This window comes from Collinsella aerofaciens (assembly GCF_902501475.1).
In the GTDB taxonomy this organism is placed as follows: domain Bacteria; phylum Actinomycetota; class Coriobacteriia; order Coriobacteriales; family Coriobacteriaceae; genus Collinsella; species Collinsella aerofaciens_AL.
In genome coordinates this window covers 63968-86105 of the sequence record NZ_CABWIF010000001.1, presented here as the reverse complement: position 1 = coordinate 86105, position 22138 = coordinate 63968, and the positions used below count along the sequence as shown (strand labels likewise).

Annotated in this window: 16 protein-coding genes and 1 tRNA gene; 4 read left to right on the top strand and 13 right to left on the bottom strand. The window is 59.9% G+C overall.

The window, feature by feature from the left end; all coding sequences use genetic code 11:
• Positions 1-96: 96 nt before the first annotated feature.
• The 6 genes from GDJ93_RS00355 to pheS all read right to left on the bottom strand — a co-directional run bounded on the left by GDJ93_RS00355 (position 97) and on the right by pheS (position 7702).
• Positions 97-954 (bottom strand): hypothetical protein, encoded by an 858-nt coding sequence (locus GDJ93_RS00355; protein WP_152067336.1) that lies wholly within the window; start codon positions 952-954, stop codon positions 97-99.
• A 79-nt stretch (positions 955-1033) separates the two neighbouring features.
• Positions 1034-1804, bottom strand: coding sequence for an energy-coupling factor ABC transporter ATP-binding protein (locus GDJ93_RS00350; protein WP_152067335.1), 771 nt, complete (start codon positions 1802-1804; stop codon positions 1034-1036).
• A gap of 44 nt (positions 1805-1848) precedes the next feature.
• The gene (locus GDJ93_RS00345; RefSeq protein WP_152067334.1) at positions 1849-2685 is read right to left on the bottom strand and encodes an energy-coupling factor transporter transmembrane component T family protein; all 837 of its coding nucleotides are present in this window, start codon (positions 2683-2685) and stop codon (positions 1849-1851) included.
• Positions 2663-3745: a cobalt transporter CbiM gene (cbiM, locus tag GDJ93_RS00340; RefSeq protein WP_152067333.1), complete on the bottom strand. Its 1083-nt coding sequence runs from the start codon at positions 3743-3745 to the stop codon at positions 2663-2665. The genes GDJ93_RS00345 and cbiM overlap by 23 nt, the downstream gene beginning before the upstream one ends.
• Positions 3746-3991: 246 nt before the next feature.
• The gene (gene pheT, locus GDJ93_RS00335) at positions 3992-6445 is read right to left on the bottom strand and encodes a phenylalanine--tRNA ligase subunit beta (protein ID WP_152067332.1); all 2454 of its coding nucleotides are present in this window, start codon (positions 6443-6445) and stop codon (positions 3992-3994) included.
• Positions 6446-6625: 180 nt separating this feature from the next.
• On the bottom strand, positions 6626-7702 hold the full coding sequence (pheS, locus tag GDJ93_RS00330) for a phenylalanine--tRNA ligase subunit alpha (protein WP_117770495.1): 1077 nt from the start codon (positions 7700-7702) through the stop codon (positions 6626-6628).
• A gap of 505 nt (positions 7703-8207) precedes the next feature.
• On the opposite strand from pheS, the gene GDJ93_RS00325 reads away from it, so the two are divergent.
• Positions 8208-9791 (top strand): carboxypeptidase M32, encoded by a 1584-nt coding sequence (locus GDJ93_RS00325; RefSeq protein WP_152067331.1) that lies wholly within the window; start codon positions 8208-8210, stop codon positions 9789-9791.
• A gap of 266 nt (positions 9792-10057) precedes the next feature.
• On the opposite strand, the gene glmM is transcribed toward GDJ93_RS00325, so the two are convergent.
• The 3 genes from glmM to GDJ93_RS00310 all read right to left on the bottom strand — a co-directional run bounded on the left by glmM (position 10058) and on the right by GDJ93_RS00310 (position 14895).
• Positions 10058-11389, bottom strand: a complete 1332-nt coding sequence (gene glmM / locus GDJ93_RS00320) for a phosphoglucosamine mutase (RefSeq protein WP_117770316.1) — start codon at positions 11387-11389, stop codon at positions 10058-10060.
• 12 nt (positions 11390-11401) lie between these two features.
• On the bottom strand, positions 11402-13723 hold the full coding sequence (locus tag GDJ93_RS00315; RefSeq protein WP_152067330.1) for a DUF4012 domain-containing protein: 2322 nt from the start codon (positions 13721-13723) through the stop codon (positions 11402-11404).
• A 149-nt stretch (positions 13724-13872) separates the two neighbouring features.
• Positions 13873-14895, bottom strand: coding sequence for a DMT family transporter (locus tag GDJ93_RS00310; protein ID WP_193221392.1), 1023 nt, complete (start codon positions 14893-14895; stop codon positions 13873-13875).
• A 289-nt stretch (positions 14896-15184) separates the two neighbouring features.
• On the opposite strand from GDJ93_RS00310, the gene GDJ93_RS00305 reads away from it, so the two are divergent.
• Together GDJ93_RS00305 and GDJ93_RS00300 are read left to right on the top strand one after the other, a co-directional pair.
• A tRNA-Val gene (locus tag GDJ93_RS00305) sits at positions 15185-15259 on the top strand.
• 294 nt (positions 15260-15553) lie between these two features.
• Positions 15554-16240: a DUF5710 domain-containing protein gene (locus GDJ93_RS00300; RefSeq protein WP_152067329.1), complete on the top strand. Its 687-nt coding sequence runs from the start codon at positions 15554-15556 to the stop codon at positions 16238-16240.
• Positions 16241-16685: 445 nt separating this feature from the next.
• Here the strand turns inward: GDJ93_RS00300 and GDJ93_RS00295 are convergent, their stop codons facing one another.
• Complete coding sequence (locus tag GDJ93_RS00295; RefSeq protein WP_152067328.1) at positions 16686-17768, bottom strand: HNH endonuclease; 1083 nt, start codon at positions 17766-17768, stop codon at positions 16686-16688.
• 215 nt (positions 17769-17983) lie between these two features.
• On the opposite strand from GDJ93_RS00295, the gene GDJ93_RS00290 reads away from it, so the two are divergent.
• A complete protein-coding gene (locus GDJ93_RS00290; protein ID WP_152067327.1) occupies positions 17984-18475 on the top strand; it encodes a hypothetical protein in 492 nt (163 codons plus the stop codon).
• A gap of 100 nt (positions 18476-18575) precedes the next feature.
• Here GDJ93_RS00290 and GDJ93_RS00285 read toward each other — a convergent pair whose 3' ends face one another.
• From GDJ93_RS00285 to GDJ93_RS00275, 3 genes are all read right to left on the bottom strand, one after another.
• Positions 18576-20042 carry an ATP-binding protein gene (locus tag GDJ93_RS00285; RefSeq protein WP_152067326.1) on the bottom strand — a complete coding sequence of 489 codons (1467 nt, stop codon included), beginning with the start codon at positions 20040-20042 and terminating at the stop codon, positions 18576-18578.
• 427 nt (positions 20043-20469) lie between these two features.
• A complete protein-coding gene (locus GDJ93_RS00280; protein ID WP_138339748.1) occupies positions 20470-21318 on the bottom strand; it encodes a PTS system mannose/fructose/sorbose family transporter subunit IID in 849 nt (282 codons plus the stop codon).
• Complete coding sequence (locus GDJ93_RS00275) at positions 21318-22091, bottom strand: PTS mannose/fructose/sorbose/N-acetylgalactosamine transporter subunit IIC (RefSeq protein WP_152067325.1); 774 nt, start codon at positions 22089-22091, stop codon at positions 21318-21320. Before GDJ93_RS00275 ends, GDJ93_RS00280 begins: the two co-directional genes overlap by 1 nt.
• Between the last annotated feature and the right edge of the window lie 47 nt (positions 22092-22138).

Sequence of the window (22138 nt, the reverse complement as noted above, 5' to 3'; positions counted from 1 at the left end):
GGGCAGGGGCAGACGGCCATCCGGAGGCGCCCGATCGGCGGCCCCTCGGGGCTTGCCCGTATCGTAGGCAATGCGCCGAATGCTCGCCATCGAAATTTATCGGTGGCCCACTTCAGACTGTAATGGGGCTGCGGGGACGTCAGAAGTGGCAACGCGAGCCGCAAAGCCCGCCTCGGTCAGCTCGATGACCTCGGTAAACGTTGCGTCGAAGAATTTCTCGGTCAGCAGGCGGTATGGCGGATGGTCGGGCTCGCCGGGGTTTTCGCGCACGATCTCGTGCATAACGCCGATGGTCTTGAGCACATACTCTTTATGGATGGGATACTGCCCAAAACGCGTCGCAGCGGTATACAGGCGATCGGTCGCACGCGGAATCGAAACAATGCCGAGCGTCTTGCCAAACCAGTCAAAGTCGCCTTGCTTTTTAATGCGGAACTCCTCGCACGGCTTGCCGCCGTGCGCCTCCAGGTACTGATTCACGCGCGTATTCCATACGGTATCGGCCACCAGGTGCGACCAGACGCCCAGTGTCAAATCGAGCAACGACTGCGCCACATCTTCGGACGCAAGCGAGAACTCACGAGCGCCGGGACCGGCAACCGGCTCGGCATCCTTGTAGCGCTGGGGATAGTGCACGCGATTCAGTCGCTCCCGCTCCTCGATAATCGAGGTAGCCTCAGCGGGTTCGCCCGCGGGTGCGCCTTTAAGCAACGGTGCCACATAGGTATCCCAGAACTCATGCTCACGAGGCTTAGGGATGGGCTCAGGCTTGGCAAAGTGCGTAATGCGGTACGGGATGGGATCGGCGATACCAGGGACCATATAGCCCACGAAGATATCCGGAACCACGCAGCCAAACAAAAAGGCATTGCGGTCGCGCACGCTATTGGCAAGCGCACCGGTGCGCTCCAGCAAACGCTCCGTCTGAGCGATATGAATGTTCCAGCTTGGCATAGCCACCCCCATAAAAACCTGGATAACTATACCATCACGGCAAAGCCGCGCGGGCGGCTACGCACGCTCTACGCAGCAACTATTCCGCAGCGCCGCTCTCGGTTCCATACGACGACACCGGCGCCTCGACCACATGGTGATATCGATCGATATAGATGGCGCGGGCACCCAGGCGCCGCACCAAATCCTGATGATGTGTGCTCATCAAGACCGTCTTACCCGCCGCGACGTAGGCCAGCAAGAAGTTGACCACGATGTCGCATGAATCCTCGTCGAGCCCATTGGTAGGCTCGTCAAGGACCAAGATATCGGGGTTCATCGATACGACTGCCGCCAGCGCCACACGCTTCTTTTGCCCACCCGAAAGCTGATAGGGCGAGGCATCGACCAGGTCGGCAACTTGAAACAGTTCCATGGCATCATGCACGCGACGGTCGAGCTCGTCTGCCGGCAGCCCCATCTGCGCGGGACCAAAAGCAACTTCCTCACCCACCGTAGCGCAGAACAACTGGGCGTCGGCATTCTGGAACACAAAGCCCACGCGCTGATGAAAACGCTGAGCGGCCGCAGAATCCTTTAGAAACGCCGCATCGACCGCATGCCCGTCGAACAGGTACGCACCCGCGTCCGCAAGCTCAAGGCCGTTGATAAGACGCATAATCGTCGTCTTGCCGCAGCCGTTAGGACCAAGCAGAGCAACGAGCTCTCCACGGTTCACCTGCAATGAAACGCCATCGACCACCGTATGACCCGCATAGGAAAACACCACGTCGCGAAACTCGATGAGCGGCGTGACCTCGGCGCCGGCAGCACCGCTCGCACCCATCGCGTTATTCGTATCGTTTGCCAAAACGTCGCCCTTCCCTACTCACATCAACGGTTCGACCGTCCGCGCTACAGCACCGCGCACAACACGGCGAGCAACGCCACAACGGCCGCGTAAACCGCATCGCGCCAGCCAAAGCCGCCCCGCGCAGGAGCCGGATACGCACCGGCAAAGCCGCGACAGAGCATGGCCTCGTCCATCGCGCGGCTGCATTCCATCGCCTTGATAAAGGTCATGCCCATGATACCCGCGATCGAATCGGTACGCGAAAATCCCTCAGGCGCACGGCCAACGCTGCGCAGCATGACCGATTCGCACAAATTGTGCGCCGTGCGACCCAGCACCTCAATGTGCTTGAGCGCCATATCAAACGTAAAGATAACTTCGTCGGGCAGATGAAGCATCTTGAGCGCCGCCGACATGCGGCTCCACGTGAGGGTCCACGAAACGCCCAGCACCAGCGACACATTAATGAAGGTCTTGAGCGCAATTTTGAGCATGGCGCCCGTAGCGGAAGCGCCCAGCAGCAGGGCAGGCAGCGCCAAAACCACTGCGAGCCCCGCGGCGCCAAGCGCCGGCACAAAGGTCGCCCGCAGCCCGCGTACGGGGCGCACGGCAACGAGCACCAGCGCAATGGCCGCCATCAACATGAGGTACAGCGGGCTCTGTGTCAGACACACGCACAGGACGCAAACGAACATCCCCACCAGGCGCACCGGAGCCGAAACGCAAGAAAGGGCGCGGTCGACCATCGACCCGCCCTCGTGCGCGCCTCCACCCAGGCGAACCCGCTCAAGCAGGCTCGCCAGGTGCAGGACATTCTGTTGCATTACGCGATGCCGAGCGCCCGTGGGCTCGTAACGCTGCTCGTCCGCAAGCCAGCTAGGCAGCTCGACCGTCGCCATGAGCCCCGTTTTCCTTAACCGTCAGCGATATCAAACGAAATGCGATGGTGAGCACCGCCACGCCAATTACGCCCGAGAGGATATACATGGCAGCCTGGCCGGCAAAGCCAAGACCCTGCTCCTCGGAATAGGCCTGCAGATAATCGCCCGTGGGCAGTGCGTCGGCAAAGGTCGGGGTATCGAGGCCGACCGAAGCCTGCAGGCTGTCGTCGCCAGCCTCCTGAACGGCAGTCGCGGCGCCCTCGGCGTCCCACTCGCCCCAGGCGTCACCCGTGGCCAGCAGGCCCAGCGGCGTGGCCACGACAAGCACGGCGACCAGAATGAGCGTGGGGACCAGCGAGGTCTTCTTGGCAGTACCATCGCCGGCAAGCTGTCCATCGACGGCCTCGGGCCCGACGATAACACTCGGCGCCGTCTTCTTAATGAAACCGTAGATGGCGGCCGTCGCCACGCCCTCGATCACGCCGGCAACCAGCATATGCGGGATCAACATGGCCGGAATAGCCACGGACAGCGGGAAGGGGCAGTACAGCGGCGCGCCCGAAGCGTTGGTAAAGAGCATCGGCTGAATACCAAACTCGATTGCCGCGCACAGGGCCGCCAGGCACAGGCCGACCCAGCCGCTTACGACGGCCGAAACCGAGATGCCCCAGCCCTTGCCATGCAAACGGCTGTTGAGCGCACGAAACACGATAGCAGCGGCAAACGGCAGCACGAAGGCCATGTTAAAGCAGTTGGCGCCAAAGGACAGGATGCCGCCGTCGCCAAACAGCAGCGCCTGCAGCGCCAGCGCGACCGAGACAGCGATAGCCGCGGCCTCGGGGCCTAGCAGCAGCGCAATGAGGGCGCCGCCGACGGCGTGGCCTGTGGTGCCGCCAGGCAGCGGCACGTTGAACATCATGAGCAGGAAGGAGAACGCGGCGCAGATGCCCAGGAAAGCCATATGCTCGCGATCGAGCGTGGCGCGCACCTTCTTGATGCAGTGGACCCAAACGGGCACCATCGCCACCGCCATGACGGCATCGGTCTGCGGGGACAGATAATTATCTGGAATGTGCATGTACGCCTCCCGGTTATCGGCGCACGGAATTGCAACGCCGCTTGAATCACCTTGCCAGTGTTACGTATTGTCAGATTCGTAACACGCCGCGGGCTATCATAGCAAAACGGCGCACTGCCGACAAAGCAGCACGCCGTTATGTAATGCGCGTGTCATATATGCAGGCTCAACGGTGCCTCATACCGAGCATAGCGGTCACGTAGGACTCGGCAGCAGCCACCGCTGACCCATACCCCAGTGCAGGACCTAGCCGCGGACCTCGCCGTTTACGCCCTTGCACACCTTGGTAACGATCTTCTGGTGCGCCTTCTCGACCTCTTCGCTGGTGAGCGTGTGGTCGTCGGAGCGATACGTAAGCGCAAAGGCCATGGATTTCTTGCCCGCACCGATGCGGATGGGATCGCGGTAGACGTCGAACAGGCGCACGCCCTCGAGCAGCTTGCCGCCGGCGCTGGTAATACGGCGCTCAAGATCCTCGCAAGTCACGGAGTTGTCGACCACGATAGCAAGGTCGTGTTCAACGGCAGGGTACTGCGAGAACTCGCGGTAGTTCTCCTGGTTGCGGGCGCCCTTGATCAGCTTGTCCAGGTCGAGCTCAAAGGCAACGACAACCTCGTCGATGCCGCAGGCCTCGCGCGCCTCGGGGTGAATCTCGCCGACCCAGCCCAGCACGGTGCCGCCGGACAGAACCTCGGCCGCACGACCCGGCTGCAAGAAAGCGTAGCCCTCGCCCTCGACGGGACGGAAGCGAACCTTCTCGATGCGCAGCTGGGCGAGCAGCTCCTCGACAATGCCCTTGCCAAAGAAGAAACGCAGCTTACGGTACTTCATGCTCCAGGACTGCTCGCTCCACTGGCCCGAAAGCACACCCGCCACGGACTTGGTCTCCTTGGGCAGGCTGGCGTTCTCGCGACCGTGGAACAGGCTGCCGACCTCGTACAGGTGCACGTTGGGCGTACCGTGCGCCTCGTTGTAGGCCACGGATTGCAGCAGACCCGGCAGCAGCGAGCGACGCATCTCGGTCTGCTCGGCTACCAGCGGGTTCATGAGCACCACGGGGCAGCCGCGGCCCTCGGTGGACATGCCGATCTTCTCCAGGTCGCCCGGGGCGGCAAAGCCAAAGGTCGTGGTCTCGTTAAGGCCGCAGGCGCGCAGGATCTCGCCGACCTTGCGGGTGAGCTTCTGCTCGCGGGTCAGGCCGCCGATGTGGTTCTTGGCAGCCGGGATGGTCGCCGTCACACGGCCCATGCCCCACAGACGCAGGACCTCCTCGATCAGATCGATCTCGCGCGGCAGGTCGGGGCGGAAGCTCGGCGGAGTGACCATAAAGTCCTCGCCGTCGCGCTCGACGGTGCAGCCCAGGCGAGTGAGCGAACGCTCGATAAAGTCGGGCTCGATGTCGGCGCCGCAGATGGCATGCACGCGGGCCAGACGCAGCTTAATGCTGTCGATGGTCTTGGGCGCGGGGAAAACGTCGACATAGCCGGGAGCGACCTCGCCGCCGGCGATCTGTTCGATGAGCGCGCACGTGACGTTGGCGACATCCACGCAACCGGTCTCATCGACCTGGCGTTCAAAGCGAATGGAGGCATCGGAGATCAGCGACAGGTCGCGGCTGGTGTGCGAGGTGCGACCGGCGTTGAAGCAGGCACTCTCAACCATCACATCGACGGTATCGTCCTCGATCTCGGAATCCATGCCGCCCATAACGCCGGCCAACGCCACGGGGCGCTCGCCGTCGGTGATCAGGCCCATGCCGGCGTCGAGCGTGCGCTCCTCGCCGTCGAGGGTCGTGAACTTCTCGTCCTGTTGGGCGGCGCGAACCACCACGCGGCGATGGCCATCGCGCTCGGCAAAGGTGTCCAGGTCAAAGGCGTGCAGCGGCTGACCGGTGAGCATCATCACATAGTTGGTGATGTCGACGATGTTGTTGTGCGGGCGCACGCCCAGGGCGTTGAGGCGCTTGACCATCCAGTCGGGCGAGGGGCCGACCTTCACGTTGCGCACGATGCGGGCGACGTAGCGGTCGCACAGGCCCTCGTCGGCGATCTCGACAGAAAGCTCGTCGTCGGTCGCGCGGCCAGTCTCGGCCTTGATGGCGGGCAGCTCAACGTGGAAATCGCGGTCGAAGATGGCGCCGGTCTCGCGGGCCATGCCGATCATGGACAGGCAGTCGGGACGGTTGGGCGTGATCTCGCAGTCGAGCACGGTGTCGCTCGAGCCCACGTACTCGGCAAACGGCATGCCGCAGGGCGTATCCTCGGGCAGGATCATGATGCCGGAGTGGTCGCCGCCCAGGCCGAGCTCGCGCGCGGAGCAGTTCATGCCCATGGACACGACGCCGCGAAGCTTGCTCTTCTTGATCTTGACGTCGCCGGGAAGCACGGCGCCGATCATTGCCGTGACGATGTGGTCGCCGGCCTCAAAGTTCTGCGCGCCGCAGACGATCTGCAGCGGAGCGGGGTTGCCGTCGGCGTCGAGGTTCTTGTCGCCCACGTCGACCGAGCACACATACATGTGGTCGCTATCGGGGTGCGGGGTCTTGGTGAGCACCTGGGCGGTCACCACGTGGTCGAAGGACTCGCCCACGGTGTCGATCGCCTCGACCTCGGTGCCGGTACGGATATATTCGTCCGAAAGGGTCTTGGGATCCTCCGGAATATCGATCATGGTCTTGAGCCAGTCGTAAGAAACACGCATCTAACTGGTCTCCTTTCATCTGTAACGTCTGCAATAAACAGACGGAAAACTCCAGCTACGGAGACGGGTTTCCGAGGTGCCGCAGATTGCCTTGAAAGAGGAGGGCCGCGTACTTAGGTACGCAACCGACGATTGAAAGGCAAGGTGCGGTGGCTCGGGAAGCCGCCGGGACAGGTCAACTTAAAATTGGTTCAAGAAGCGCATATCACCTGTCATGAGCGTTCGCAGGTCGGGCAGGTCGTAGCGCAGTGCCGCGACGCGCTCGGCGCCAATACCAAAGGCGAAGCCGGTGTACTTCTCGGGGTCGATGCCGCAGTTGATCAGGACGTTGGGGTCGACCATGCCGCAGCCCAGGATCTCGATCCAGCCGCTGTGCTTGCAGAAGTTGCAGCCCTTGCCGCCGCACACGTGGCAGCTCACGTCCACCTCGCAGGAAGGCTCGGTGAAGGGGAAGAAGTGCGGGCGATAGCGCGTCTTGCGATCCTCGCCAAACATGCACTTAACAAAGTAGTCGAGCGTGCCCTTAAGATCGCCAAAGGTGATACCCTCGTCGACGACCAGGCCCTCGATCTGGTTGAACTGCGGCAGGTGGCAGGCGTCGGCCGTGTCGGGACGGTAGACGGTGCCCGGGCAGATCATGTAGATGGGCGGCTTCTGCGACTCCATGGTGTGGATCTGCACGCCCGAGGTCTGGGTGCGCAGCAGCACGTCGGACTCACCGTGAGCGTGAGCCTCAGGATGCGCGACGCTGCCGGGGTTGTTGTCGACCACATAGAACGTGTCGCGGGCCGATCGGCTCGGGTGATCCATGGGCGCGTTGAGCGCGGTGAAGTTGTAGTAGGAGGTATCGACCATGGGGCCGGACTCGACGGTGTAGCCGATGCCGCAGAAGATGTCCTCGGCCTCCTCGATGATCTGCTTGATCAGGTGCTGGTGACCGATCTGCGGACGGATGCCCGGCAGCGTGATGTCGACGGCCTCGTGCTCGAGTGCGTGCTTGAGGGCGGCGGCCTTCATCTCGGTGGTGCGCTCGTCGAGCATGCCCTCGATCAGCTGGCGCATCTCGTTGGCGCGTTTGCCCATCATGGGACGATCCTCGGGAGCGAGCTTGCCCATCATGCGCATCAGGCCGGTGATACGGCCCTTGCGGCCGAGCAGCTCAACGCGCGCGGCCTCGAGCTTGGCGGCGTCGTCAGCGCTAGTGACGAGCTCCTTGGCCTCTTCCTCGAGTTTGACCAGATCATCAATCAGACTCATGTCTTCCCTTTCGTCTCTCGCACATCCGCGCTCCGGGACGGCTGACGCCGCCCGATGTTGCGGATGCGCGGCCCGGTTCGGTAACAAAAAAACCGCCCTCGGGCATGTACATTGCCCAAGGACGGTTGAATTCCGCGGTACCACCTTGTTTGACCCGGCGGATGTCTGGCCCGCCGCGCCCACTCTGTGCCTCTTGTCGCGAGGCTCACGGCTTCCCTACTGGGGCTTCGCCGCCGCTGGCCGCGCGCCCGTTGAGGTTGCTGCTCGGGAGTGAACGCTTGGCCCTTGCCACCGCAGGAAGGCTTGCAGCCCATGACCTTCCCTCTCTTGCCGGCGACGCGGCGGGCAAAAACCCTCTCCGTCAACGCATTGGGTTATAGGATAACACATTTCGCGAGCGCATCGCCGCGTTCCGTTTTGTTCGCGCTGGGTACAAGGCAGGTAGCTGTGCAAACTGGCCGCGCACCCGCCTGCGGCGCTCGGCCTGCGAGATTAAGGATACGGCATGGGAAAGAAACTCGATAAGAAGGCCAAGACCGCCGTGGCAAAGGCTGCCAAGGGCGTCAAGGCTGCTAAAGTCAACAAGGCCGTCAAAAAGTTCCGCAAACTCGAGGGCAAGCTGTGGACTCGCGAGTACCTGCTCAAGATTGCCGAGTTCGATGGAGCGACGATTGCTCCTGCCAACGGCGCTACCGCCCGTGCCGACGCCATGGGCACGCTTGCCGGCGAGCATCACAAGCTGCTGACCAGCGAGAAGTCCGTTGAGCTCGTACGCTCGTTGGCACGCGAGACGGTTGCAGGCGGACACGTAGACGACCCGCAGTTGCTCGACGAGATCCGCGTGCTCGGCCGCGACCAGCGCGAGGCAAGCGTTATTCCTACCGAGGAGGCCGAGGCCTGGACCAGGCTCACCTGCGAGGCCGACGCCGTGTGGCACAAGGCCAAGACGGCCAACGACTGGGCGAGTTTTGAGCCCTATGTGGATAGAATCGTCGCCCAACTTAAGCATCAGGCCGAGCTCATGGACCCCAAGCGCGATCCCTACGATGTTTGGCTCGACCAGTACGAGCGCGGCCTTTCCGCCAAGAGCTTCGATGCGTTTTGCGATGAGGTCAAGGCGACGGTCGTGCCGCTCGTGCACGCCATCGGCGAGCGCGGCCAGCAGCCCGATGCCGACTTTTTGCACGCCCGCGTGCCCGAGGCCGCCCAGCGCGCCATGAGCTTCGACCTGATGAAGCTCGTCGGCCTGAACCTGGACGACACCACGCTTGCCTTTACCGAGCACCCGTTTAGCGAGGGCTTTGCCGTGGGTGACGCGCGCATCGCGACACACATCTACGAGGACGATTGCATCTCCAACGTCTACAGCATCATCCACGAGGCGGGGCACACCATGTACGAGCTGGGCGTCAATCCCGCCTATGCGCGCACCTGCCTGGAGGGCGGCACCTCCATGGGCATCCACGAGAGCCAGAGCCGCTTCTTTGAGAACACCGTGGGCCGCAGCCGTGCCTTTATGGGACCGCTGCTCGAGGTGCTGCGCCGCCACGCACCCGAGGTCTACGGCGACGTCGACGAGGACACGCTCTACCACGCCGTGAACATCGCGCAGCCTTCGCTGATCCGCACCGAGGCCGACGAGCTCACCTATCCGCTGCACGTTATGGTGCGCTACGAGATCGAGCGCATGCTGTTTGCCGGCGAGGCCACGGCCAAGGACATCCCCGCGCTTTGGAATCGCTTTATGGATGAGTACCTGGGCATTCCCGTTCCCGACGACACGCACGGCTGCCTACAGGATACGCACTGGAGCGGCGGCTCGTTTGGCTACTTCCCCACGTATGCGCTGGGCAGTGCCTACGATGCCATGTTTGTGCCGGCCATGTGCCGCGACGGTGTCGACCTTAACGGCGCCTGCGCGAGCGGCGACCTGACACCTGTCCGCGCCTGGCTGGGCGAGCACATTTGGCAGTGGGGCCGCGCCAAGGACGCGCCGGAGCTCATCAAGGGCGCGTGCGGCATGGCGTTCGATGCCCGCTACTACTGCAGCTACCTGCAGGACAAGTTCACCACGCTCTACGAACTGTAAGGCATAACCGACACGCCAACGCAAAGGGGACGCCGCGGAACCAATCCGCAGCGTCCCCTTTTTTCACCCAATAACTAGGTACCCAATGACTAGTTCGTTGACGCTAATGTCTTGGCAACGTCAGCGAAAACGGCCCCAAGCGAGCAAGGTGACGTGAAATGAAAGGGCGCTGACCTTCTGGTCGCGCCCTTGAAATTGAACGTCAGATTGCCACTTGGGGCCGTTTGCAGCGTCGAGCAGCTACGCGGTTTGGTAAAACCGCGTAGCTATAAAGCCTCGAGCGCGTTGGCGATGCGCTTCATGGCGGCATCGGCGGATGCTTGGTCGGGCGCCTCGGCCAGCACGCGGATAACCGACTCGGTTCCGCTCTTGCGCACGAGCACGCGGCCCTCGCCTGCCAGCGCAGCCTCGGCCTCGGCGATGGCGTTCTGCACGCCCATATTCTCGAGCGCGGCGTCCTTGTCCGCCACGTGCACGGCCACCTGCGCCTGTGGCAGCAGCTTGCACGGAGCCGTGAGCTGCGAGAGCGTCTCGCGCTCGGCACGAATCACTTCCATCACGCGCAGCGAGGTCATAATGCCGTCGCCCGTGCGCTCGATATCGCCAAAGATCGTATGGCCCGTCTGCTCGCCGCCCAGGCTGTAGCCGCCCTCGCGCATCTTGGCATACACGTGACGGTCGCCCACGCCGCTGGTCACGGCACTCAGGCCGGCAAGCTCCAACGACTTGATCAGGCCAAAGTTGCTGGCGATCGTCGGCACCACGGTACCGCCCGAGAGACGCCCGTGCTTGTTCAGATACACACCGCACACGTACAGGATCTGGTCACCGTCGACCACGCGGCCGCGCTCGTCCACGGCCAGGCAGCGGTCGGCATCGCCATCGTAGGCAAAACCCACATCCAGGCCCTGCTCCACCACGTGGCGCTGCAGGCGCTCAATATGCGTAGAGCCGCAGTCGACATTGATGTTAAAGCCGTCGGGCGCGGCATTGATCACGCGCACATCGGCGCCCAGTGCGTCGAACACCGGCTTGGCCACCGAGGATGCCGAGCCGTTGGCGCAGTCGATACCGATCTTGACGCCCTGCAGCGAAAAGTTCGCGCTGGCGATGAGCGAAGCAATGTAGCGGTTGCGACCCTGCATGTAGTCCACCGTGGCGCCGATGTGGTTGCCCGTTGCCAGCGGCACCTCGCTCTTGCCATCGATATAGTCCTCGATGAGCTCCAGTACGTCCTCGTCCATCTTAAAGCCGTCGCTGTTGACTAGCTTAATGCCGTTATCGCAAAACGGGTTGTGGCTCGCGCTGATCATGATGCCGCAATCGAAGCAGCCTTCCACAGTCTGATGCGCTACGCCCGGCGTCGGGATCACATGCAGCATATAGGCGTCCGCACCGCTCGCGACCAGGCCGCTCACCAGCGCCGCCTCGAACATATAGCTCGAGCGACGCGTGTCCTTGCCCACGATCACGCGTGCCTTGCGCTCGCGGTTGGCGCCGTAATACCAGCCCACAAAACGGCCAATCTTATAAGCGTGCTCTACCGTCAGCCCAACGTTGGCCTCACCGCGAAAGCCGTCGGTGCCAAAGTACTTCATATCTTACTTATCCTATTCGAACGTTTGAGCGGTTGGCGTGGTACGAACCTTAAGCTCTTTGTGCCCAGAGTCCTTCGAAGTCGTGACCGTGTACTCGACCTTTATGTCTTGTCCAAGAAGCATGTGGACACCGCCCCATGCAACCTTCAAGCCATCGTGCGTCGCTTCGTTCATCTCGATAGAACCGGAGCCCGAAGTCTTAATGTCCGAAATGCTGCCTCCCGCAGGAGCATAGAGATAAAGCCTCAGCACCTCATCATCAATATCCTGGCTAATGCCGTTATGGCCCTGGAAATAACCAGGCATCTCGGCCTTCTCCTGAGGGGTCATCGTGTTCTTGAGCGAGGTGGTCACTCGATACGTCGTCGAGCCATCGGCATTTTCAACCGAAGAATCGATGGTGACTCGCTTATCGAGGAACCAATCCATCTTTGAATAGCTGTAGTTGTTCACATAGACGCCCAAGATCGGAGCCTCCGACGTATCGGTTTGGAGAGCGCCCGATATTCCAAGAGCCTTCGCGGCCTTTTCCTCGTCATCATTTCTCGAATACATGAGGATGCGACCCTCGGAAGCACCCTTTTCGATGGCGGCAGCAATCTTAGTAATATCGCTGGAGCCCAGTTCGTCCACGATCTTGTTAAAAGCTGATCCGGCAACCGCCGCAAAAATGGCGTCCTGTTCCTCTACCGGGTAATTCCAATAAATATCGTGCAGCAGCACCTTTGCGGCGTTACTTCCATCAACGACGGTGCCGTCAGGAAGCTGTGTGCCGCCTACAACGCCGAGCATATACTGCAAAAATACCGGATCGACTGCAAATACGCCGTCGATGTCATCTCCGACAATGGCCTTCTGCATATCGCTGGCAAGCTGAGCCGCACGCGGATAATCAGGCGTCATCGTAACGTCGCCCATCGTGTATCCGAGCGTGTTGAATCCGGTCAGGCCCCATCCGGTCGTGAACAAGTTTGCCTCTTCATCGGTGATGGGAAGCGGGCTCAAAGGCTCTTTCATCATGTCGACTTTGACAAAATCGCCCAGTTCGAGCTTACCGTCAGTCACCGACATCACGCCGCGAGAACCGGGGAAACCGCCGCAGGCGCGGATCTCGACATTGCTCATCGCGAGCACAAGGTAATGACGCGTCTGGCCGTTGGCGCCGAGCATCTGGGGAAGGATGGGGGCGACCTTCTCCGCCGCGTCAACCGCGCCGTTGAGGGTGGCAAAGCCGTCCTTGGCCTTATCGACCAGCTCGGTCACCTGGGAAATATGAGTATCGCCAATGCCCTGAATCTTCTCATTGGCGCTCTTGAACACCTTCGAGCTGCTGGAAAGTGAATCGGCAACGGCCTGCAGCGCGGACACGTTAATCATACCGTCCTGGAACAGCTTGCCGGGCGTGGCCTGCGAAAGGTTGTCGGCCATGGGAACCAGCGCGTTGCTCGAGACATCGGACAGGGCATCAATCATGGTGCGGGCTGCGTTGATGTCACTGCCATACACCGGGATAAACGAAGCCGCCGTCCACAGCGGGCTCGAAGTCTCCGCCTTCATGTTGTCGCAGAGCTCATCGATCTTCTTCGCGTCGTCAGGCAGCGTCGAAAAATCGCCCGACGTGACCTTGTCCTTAAGGCCACCGACGATCTCGACAGCCTCCTTCGCTTCGCTCTTTACGGTCTTTGCCGAGTTAAGCAGCATAAAGCCGCTTGCGCCAAGCGCAACGAGAAGCACCGCGACTACAGCGGCAATAATGGCGCCGGTGTGACGCTTTTTGCGCTCGCCCTTGCGATGGCGATGACGGACCAGACCGTCAGAGGTCGAACTCGACGAAGCGTCGCTACCGTAGTTCAAGCCAAAATCGTAATAATCTTCCTTGGAACCCGAGCCCGCAAACTCGGTACCGCTATCATCCAGGCGGGCGAACGTGCCTGTCTCGGAGGCGCCGGTGTAAATCGTGCCGAGGTTACCCGTAAGCCCCGCGCCATCGGCAGAGGGAGTATTGTTGTCGGCCTTGCCGGCATTAACGTTGCCGGCGCCATTCGCGGCGTTGGCAGCACCTGCGTTGTTCGCAGGTACCGAAGGAGCCCCGCTCGGCTGCGACGCGGAGGTTGCACCGCCCGCAAAGACATTCCCTTTTGCACGGCCGGTCTTTTTTGCCTTTTGAGACTGCTCGTACAGAGCGGTAAACATCGCCGTCTCGCCCGGGGACACGCGCTTACCGGAACCGCCCTGTCCAGCGCCGCCCGGCGTGCCGGCCTTACCAGCCCCGTTCGGACGCGGCGGAACTGCAGGACGGCCGCTATCGCTGCCCTTAAAGTGATTACCAGCCATAAAGAAATCCTCGCAATTGAGTCGCAATGAAAAAGTCCATAACGTTACTAGTTTATGGCATTTTGAGCATCGACAGCTAAACTCCAGACACGGACGTCAATTGGCGAAAATGCGGCACAACACCTTTTCTGTCTTGGCGGCGGCGCTAGCTACACCGTGAGGAACATCATCACGATGATCATGGCAAAGCCGATAAGGTCGGTCGGCAAAAACACCGTACCCAGCATAACGGCGCTGGTGATGGTCGCCGAAACCGGCTCCACAGTTCCGATGAGGCTCGCACGTACCGAGCCGATGTCCTTAACGCCCTGCATATAGAGCATGTAAGCAAAAAACGAGCCGATAACCACGAACACCGCGAGCGCCTCGACGCCGGCAGCGTCGAGCGCCGGCATATGCGCCCAGGGCTGCACGAAGACGCACGAGACCACGCCCGCCGTGAGCATTGCCGAACCCGTGACGATGGGGCTGCCGTATTCGGGCAGGATCTTGGCGGGAATCACCGCCATACACGCGGCGCTGACCGCACACATAAGACCTGCTGCCAGGCCAAGCGGCGAAATATTCAGGCTGGTGGGGTCACCGCCGGTGGCGATTAAAAAGGTTCCACCCAGAGCCAGGCCAATGCCGATGACTTCGCGAGTACGCGGCATGCGGCGATCGATCACGCAGGTGTAGCCCATGATGATAACGAGCTGCAGGCACTGGAGCACCGTCGCGGTTCCGGCGTTCGTCAGGCGCACGGCCGAAAGATAGCAAAACTGGTTGAACAGCAGGCCAAAGGCGGTAAAGAGCAGCAGCTGCTTGCGATCGGCGGGTGTGGTCCAGAGCTTAATCAGGCGCTCGCGGTCGCGCGTAACAACCACGGCCATAAAGAGTAGACCGGCGAGAATCTGACGCACGCTCATAAGCCACAAGGTGTCGACGTGGTAGGTATCGAACAGAAAGCTCGCGCTGGTGCCCGAGAAGCCCCAAAACGAACCGCCCACCAGCGTAGCCAAAACGCCCGTGATCATCTTGCGCGACGACGCATCGTTAAGGCGCTCGCGCCAGGCGCGACGGGTGTTGCGGCTGAGCTCGTCGGTGCCCTCGGGCACATCAATGTTCGATATATCGGTCATCGGCACCGAAGCCCCTGCGCCTTCGACCTGCTCGACACACTCTTTGCTCATTCCACTCCCCCGAAACAGCCTGGAAACAATTCGTCTTACCTTACCACGGCGAAGTCACCAGCTGGAGGCTTGTCCGCTTATCGGTAGGACAATTCCGCAGGCGTCTTTCCATAGCTCGATACCGCAATGGCCTTGCATTATGCGACAGCCAAATCGCGGCAGCAGGCACTTTTGAGATGGATATGACAAAGCCCCCGAATTCCACAATGTAAGCGATTTTTAAAAATGTTCTTGCCACCGAGTTCAGGCTCCGTTATATTATCCCTTGCGCGCTTGCGTACCCTTGATCGGGCGTTTAGCTCAGGGGGAGAGCGCTTCCCTGACACGGAAGAGGTCAGAAGTTCAAATCTTCTAACGCCCACCAAATATTCGCAGCTCAGAGGCTATGCCCTCTGGGCTGTTTTGTTTTATGTCGCCAAATCCGCTGGCAGCTCCAACCGCCCAAACAACCACCCTGCCCATACACAAAACCGCGTCAGCGACCCAGGTGCCTATCCCGGCTGACTCCGCAGTCAATCAAAACCGCCCCAATAGCCACCGAGGCCGAGACCAACGCGTCTCGAACCCATCCGCACCGCAGCTTCTCGGCAAAACGCCGCGATGTCTGCGCCCTGCGGTATCCTTGAGCCACTTACACCTGCAGCACCAAGGAGCCGCCATGCGCACCGAGCTCGATGTTCCCTTTTCGCACAAAGAAGAAGCCAAGGCGCTGGGCGCCAAATGGGACCGGATCAAGAAAATCTGGTATGTACCCAGCGGCGTCAACCCCGAGCCCTTTGCCGAGTGGCTGCCCGGTGTTGACCGATCCGACCCCTCAGCGCCGTATATATATCTAGTACTGGGCAAGCGCGAATGCTGGAAGTGTCACAAAGAGACCTCGGTCGCGGCCTTCGGCATTCCCTATCGAACCGATAGCGACGAGTGCGTCGCCATCGCGCACGCGCCCAACGAATCCGGGCACATTGCCATCGACACGGCCAACGCCAACGCACTCGCCATCGTGCCCGCTCTTGGCTGCGTGCCGGGCGAGATCCGCGACTACCTTCATAAGCGCTGCGGCTACAAGCCCGTAGGCGCGCGAGCCTCCAAAGCCCCATCGCTCGGCAACACGTGCACCAGTTGCGACGCGCTGCAAGGCAGCCGCTATCTGTTCGAGGAGCCCTCGTCCCCGTTTGCCCTCACTGCCATCAACAAGCTGCCGGCACTGGAGTTTATACGCGTCGAAGTTGCCGGCGTCTTTGGCGTCCCGGCCACGCGTACCGACTTTGACCAGGCGCTCTTTACCTGGGCACGCGACCATCACGCCGAGTTCCACAAGCAACTCGGTGAGGGGATTTATTTGTAGAGACGGAGAAGCCTTCACAGCCAGCTCCTCCGCATCACCTATCCCTCGTCGCCGGCGTCATACACGATATCGAGGCCACAAACAGGGCATTTCTCCGGATACACCGGCATATGAACGCCTGTCTGTTTTCTCACTTCGTCGCTGAGTCTGTCGCGCGCATCGATGAACCGAATGTCGAGACACGGTATTTGCGAGCCGCAGCAAGGGCAGGTGACGACAAACGACCCGCAATCAACCTCTACGCTCGGAAACATATTGTTGTCTATAAGGGCACACGGCAGTTTTCCGTACTTCCCCATTGCAATATCGCCTCGCCAGCTCATACACGCTCCCCTCTCGCTATACAAAACAGGAAGAGCATGCACCGGCGGGCGTGCGCGAGATTGTATCGCCACGCGATCCGATCAAACAACACGATCGTCAAAGAATGCCAAAGCCAAATACGCTAATACGGCAGAAGCCCCGCCTTTTCACGCTTCTTTTCCGAGCGATCGAACTCAATGCGATGGGCCTCAAGAAACACCGTATTGGGTCGCCACTGACGCTCATTCGGCTGCCTTAGCGTCGCACCCGCAAAGGAAGCGTAGTCGGTCTTATCCAGCAGGTACGATCCGCACAGCCGATATTCGCCGCAAACAGGCTCAAACGAAATCAGGTGAGCATCAAATAGGGAATGAAGATCGCGCCGAAGCAGAATGCCATTGCTGGCAACCTGCGATTTGGGTCCCGAGTAATTCTCGATATGTGCAGCCTCCAGAGCTTCGCTGACGCCGCAGTCCGACACCGCGCAACGGCCGTCATAGGCGGCAACGAGCTGCTTGCGGAACCATTGCTGCCCCAATCGCTCGCGCCTTAACGCATAGCGGACCTTTTCGTCGTCGGTCGCACCCTGTCCGGCAAACTCAATATAGACGGGCATGTGCTTCAGATAACTCATGTCGGGTGCAAAACGAGGGTCCGGTCCGCCTTTATGAACAGGACCGTGCAGAACAAACCATCCGTTTTCGGGCTCGAACCGCTCAACAAACGCAAGGCCGAGCACCTTGTAGCCCACCTCGGTTGCAAATATGACTCCGACCGGAACGCCACATTCCATGCAGTTGAGCATTTTACGGTTATAGTCTTGGTCTCGAGAACCAACGGCGCCTGGCGCTTGAACCGAATACTTAATGACCCACGTACCGTCATCCAAATAGAGCGGAGGAACATCGGTGTAGAAGCTCTTTTTAGAGTTATGGACCGAAAGCGCAAAGATCTTATTGGGATCTTGCTTCACCCGATCCTGGCCCGGCCAGAAGATCCCTGAATCCCGCGTTACGGGAAAGAAGTCCGCGCCAATTCTCAAACGATACTGATACTGAGGGCTATCTTCCTTGGTGCGATGCGGAAGGCTGGTCCAAACGCCGCCGCGCTGTTCCTCACCCAGAAACCACTCCCATGCCTCAACGTATTCGGAAGGCACGAGACTGCAGGCACGGTCATAGCTTGGTCCATCCATCAACGGAACAGCAAGGTCAATGTCGTTCATCACCAGCACCTACAACCATACGAACGCGAGTCATGCCCCTCAATAATATGGCCGAGAGTCAATTATTACGAGATCTCATTCCGCGATCGGCACATCGTTGATGCTCTCGGTTTGCCGCTGGCGCGCTCATACCCCGCTATCCCACTCCCCTGTATACTGATGTAGCACGTGTTTCATCCGGGCTTATTGGGCCGGATTGTTCATGGGAGGGTCTTATGGCTGCTTCGAATCCGCCTAAGGGAAGCGTTTCTTCTTCGTCCATCAAGCCGGTGACGCGCAAGGCCGTGCGTTGCCAGCGCGAGGTCGCTTGGCTTGTCACGCAGGCGGCGGGCAGGCTTGTGGCGACCACTCAGGACGTCAATGCGCCTACGCCGAGCTTTGTGTTAGCAGCGGCGCTGGATTTTGTGCGCCAATTGGAGCTTGCCGCACAGGATGCCAGCGGCCACCTCGACTACCAGAATGTTATGGCGCCCGACCTGCAAACGTTCTGCCACATGGCCAAGTTGCCCGCCGCGCCCAATGCGCTTTCGGACGCGGGCTACATGTTTACGCTTTCGGGCGCGGACCTTATCCGCGACATCTATGCATACTGCAGCGAGCTCGCCGAGCGCCACGTCTTTGACGCGGCAGAAATCAAACCGGGATATGCTATCAAGCTGGTTCTTAGGCTGTTCTTGATGGATGGGTTCGGGACTATGCCAGCGTAAGCCGGATTTTTAACTTCGCCGTCGACTGGGCAACAACCGCCTTACCTTAGCGGGCGCCAATCGAGAGTCGATTATTGGGTCACCTCGTCCGCTGGCGCATTTATTCCGCACGCTCCGACAGTCGATACTTGCGGTTGCGACTCGTCGCCGGCGCTGTAGGCTCAAGCTCGCCTTGAGCAATGAGTGTGTTGACGCGCGACCTAACCTGGGAAATTGTGAGCCCTGTGTGCTCCGCCAACTCGCGCGTACCCAGCTCACCGCAACGCTTAAGTGCCGCCACAATTAAGTCACCGCCGTGGTCGACCGGCTCGACCTTTGAGCGATAGAGAACCACTTTGAACCGATCGAATCCCGGGCAGAACAGGGGCTCGGCCAAACCATGAGCACACATGGCGTCGATCATCATCGGAATGCCCGAGCCATTGCCCTCAGCCGGCGAACCTGCGCCATCCGGCAGCGGAACAATCGACATGAGTTTCATGAGCGTCGCGTTGCGGCACCGGGAGCTGCCGTCAAACAAGTTCTCGCGAGTCTTTCCTCCGTATAGGCCGCCGGGGTTCGTCACTTCGATACGGTCATCAAAGACGTCAACAGCGACCGACTGCCCACAGAACCGATCTCCGTATTCTCGGTGGATTACGGCGTTGGCGATTGCCTCGCGCAGGACCTCCTCGGGAATCTCCAGCGAGTCGACACGCGAGACGCCTTGGATCGTCGAGGTTCGCCGCAAATTCTTGGCGACTGCCGCGACGGCATCCGAGATCATTTCGCCCAACGTTCCCTCGCAGATCGTACGGTCCATGAACCTCAACGACCCCGCCGCGCCCTTCTGCGTTCCGGCATAGACCGCCACATCGATAAAGAGCTTAGGATAGAACTGCTGAGGATAGGCACCCGCAGCCAGGAGCCCGGCCTTAGTAACTTTGCCCTGGGAGTCGAGGAAATTCAGGCGCTCCAGCTTCGTTTTCTTGTCCGGCGCGCCGCGCATTGCCCGAGGTGTCAGCGAGAAAGCACGCTCTATCGTGCGATCGACCAGTGCCTCGTCAAGATCGCCTGCAACCGCGCCGGGCACTGCATCGCGATCGCTAGGACTCGTCCGCTCGTATGACGACAGTGCCAAAACCTCGGTCGATGAAAGTGGCACGTCTTTGTCATCAATGCGCTTGTAGCTGCCGCCCTGGGCGCCGCGTTCTATTACATAGCAGGGCTTGCTCGACGGGTCGAGCTCCTCAATCGTGATAACGAGAACCACGGTGCCCCGAAGCTCCACGCGCTCAATAGTGTATTTGGGCGGATTGGCCAGTTTTCCGCGACCGCCGGCATCACCCATGCCTGCGACAAATTGGTTGAGCACCTTCTCGGTCTCAAAGTCCTCAACCGGGACAAAGCCCGCGCGCTCGCTCACGCCGAGCACGATAATTCCGCCGGCGGTATTCGCGAATGCGCTAACCGTTTCCCATACGTCGCGAGAAAGCGTCGTGGCGCTCTCCTTGACCTCGACGCTAAGATCGTCCGAGCCCATGCGCCTTAAAGACTCGAGCAGACCGATCAGTTCGTTCTCGTTCATCTGCACGTCCTTTCGCTCGGTCCGGCGGAGAATGCCGCGAATAGATTTCCTTCGTCTCTCAGTTATCTCTCGTAATTATCTCTTGTCTCTCTGTTATCTCTCGTATTAGAGATGAGTGAAAGATGAGAGATAAGATATCTACCATCTGTTTCATTTAAACATGTTTTTGCTGGTAGAACAATCAGCATTGAGACAATACCGTGATTTCTTGTCTCTTTGCTGCTCAGTTATCTCTCATATTCATCTCTCGTCTTTCTGTTATCTCTCGTATTAGTGACGAATGAGAGATGAGAGATGCGTAAGCAATGGACGAGCGTGGATTTTTGGACAGTCGGAAAATCCCTCAAAAAAACGGGGCCGGCCTTACGCCGAGCCCCGTTTTCAAACGGTCAGTTAGCTATCCAACGCGCGAGCATAGGAGTTAACATTACGCCGCCGCGAACACTCCCAAGCCCGTTCCGATGATGCAGATTGCAAAGATGCCCAAGATGATCCAAATGGTCTTGACGCCCTTTTTGTACAGGGCGACGCAGGCAAAGGTTGCCAGCAAGGGCAGCAGACCGGGGAAGATCGAATCGAACAGATCCTGCAGGACAATCTCCGAACCGCCCACGTCAAAGGTCAAGGCAGTGGACAGTGAGACCTGTGCCGCAATCATGGCGCCGATAACGGTCATTCCGAGGACACCGGCAGCATGCGTCATGCGAGACATAAGGTTGTTCTCTTCGGACTGCTGCAAAAACTTGGTTCCCAGGTCGTATCCCAGATGGGCTGCGACGATACGCGTTGCAAAGTTAATCACGGAGTAAATGAGCGCGTACACGATGGGGCCGAGCGGGTTGCCCGTCGAAGCGATACCAATACCAATGCCGGCAGCGACCACGCGGAACGTACCCCAGTAGAACGAATCGCCAATGCCGGAAAGCGGTCCCATGAGACCGACCTTCATGGCGTTAATCGAGGACGTGTCGAAGTTCTTATCGGCAGCCGCCTGCTCTTCCATCGAAACCGTTAGGCCGGCTACAAACGGAAGCACATGAGGCGTGATGTTAAAGAACTCAGTATGGCGATCGAGCGCCGCATAGTAATCGTCGTCGTTGGGATAGATCTTTCGCAGGGGCTTCTGAATGGTGTACATGAAGCCCATTGCCATCATCTTGTCGTACGACTGCGAGCACTGGCTCGTAAACTGGCGAAGGAACATGCTCCGATACATATCGGGAGTCATAATCGCATCCTTCTTGGCCTCTTTGAGGTCGGTGTTCTGGGTAGCCATTAGAAGTCCTCCTCTTCATCTGCAGCAACCGCCTGCGGACCGGACGAGCCCTCGCGGAAGGCCAGGAGCAGCGCGACGCAAATGGCAGCTGCGGCGACGCCGACCACGTCCATCTTGAGGTAAATGACCATAATGAAGCCGATGAACAGCCAAGGAAGAAGCTTGTTGTCGCCCATGGTCCTAATAAGAAGAGCGAAGCCGATGCAGACCATGACGCCGGACGCAACGTTGAGGCCGTCCATCACAAACTGCGGAATAGCGTTAAGCGCATTGTTGATGAGGTCGGCACCAAAGAACAGCGAGCAAAACACCAGCAGTGCAGACGGAATGCCAATCGACAGCGGCACGATGGTCAGATGGTACAGATTCGCCTTGGCAAGATCGCGATTTGCCAGAGCGGTCTCAATCTTCTTGCAGGCAAAGGCACCCGGAACGGCGTAGCAGAAGTTGCGCCACACCTGAAGGAAGACGGAGACGGGAAGGGCGAGTGCGACGGCAGTTGCCGTGCCCGTACCCGTAATGACGGCAAACGCGCAGCCAAGCACGCCGGAGGCATAGACCTCGGGAGGAACCGCCGCGCCGACCATGATGGCGCCCATGAACATGGACTCCAAAGCAGCGCCGACGATAACGCCCTGCTGGACATCGCCAAGAATCAGGCCGACAAACAGGCTCGTAAACAGCGGACGACCAAGCATCGTAATGCCAAATAATTGCTCGTCCATGGACGCAATAAATGCGACCAGTGCAATTAGAAGATACTGGACAACCATTTAGATCAACCCCAGAAACAGGTCTGCAGGCGAGGCATTCTGCGCAG

Bases quoted from the DNA above. Each gene is read 5' to 3' on its own strand.
- GDJ93_RS00355 (WP_152067336.1), bottom strand. From the start codon at position 954: ATGCCAAGCTGGAACATTCATATCGCTCAGACGGAGCGTTTGCTGGAG.
- GDJ93_RS00345 (WP_152067334.1), bottom strand. From the start codon at position 2,685: ATGGCGACGGTCGAGCTGCCTAGCTGGCTTGCGGACGAGCAGCGTTAC.
- cbiM (WP_152067333.1), bottom strand. From the start codon at position 3,745: ATGCACATTCCAGATAATTATCTGTCCCCGCAGACCGATGCCGTCATG.
- pheT (WP_152067332.1), bottom strand. From the start codon at position 6,445: ATGCGTGTTTCTTACGACTGGCTCAAGACCATGATCGATATTCCGGAG.
- pheS (WP_117770495.1), bottom strand. From the start codon at position 7,702: ATGAGTCTGATTGATGATCTGGTCAAACTCGAGGAAGAGGCCAAGGAG.
- GDJ93_RS00325 (WP_152067331.1), top strand. From the start codon at position 8,208: ATGGGAAAGAAACTCGATAAGAAGGCCAAGACCGCCGTGGCAAAGGCT.
- glmM (WP_117770316.1), bottom strand. From the start codon at position 11,389: ATGAAGTACTTTGGCACCGACGGCTTTCGCGGTGAGGCCAACGTTGGG.
- GDJ93_RS00315 (WP_152067330.1), bottom strand. From the start codon at position 13,723: ATGGCTGGTAATCACTTTAAGGGCAGCGATAGCGGCCGTCCTGCAGTT.
- GDJ93_RS00310 (WP_193221392.1), bottom strand. From the start codon at position 14,895: ATGAGCAAAGAGTGTGTCGAGCAGGTCGAAGGCGCAGGGGCTTCGGTG.
- GDJ93_RS00300 (WP_152067329.1), top strand. From the start codon at position 15,554: ATGCGCACCGAGCTCGATGTTCCCTTTTCGCACAAAGAAGAAGCCAAG.
- GDJ93_RS00295 (WP_152067328.1), bottom strand. From the start codon at position 17,768: ATGAACGACATTGACCTTGCTGTTCCGTTGATGGATGGACCAAGCTAT.
- GDJ93_RS00290 (WP_152067327.1), top strand. From the start codon at position 17,984: ATGGCTGCTTCGAATCCGCCTAAGGGAAGCGTTTCTTCTTCGTCCATC.
- GDJ93_RS00285 (WP_152067326.1), bottom strand. From the start codon at position 20,042: ATGAACGAGAACGAACTGATCGGTCTGCTCGAGTCTTTAAGGCGCATG.
- GDJ93_RS00280 (WP_138339748.1), bottom strand. From the start codon at position 21,318: ATGGCTACCCAGAACACCGACCTCAAAGAGGCCAAGAAGGATGCGATT.
- GDJ93_RS00275 (WP_152067325.1), bottom strand. From the start codon at position 22,091: ATGGTTGTCCAGTATCTTCTAATTGCACTGGTCGCATTTATTGCGTCC.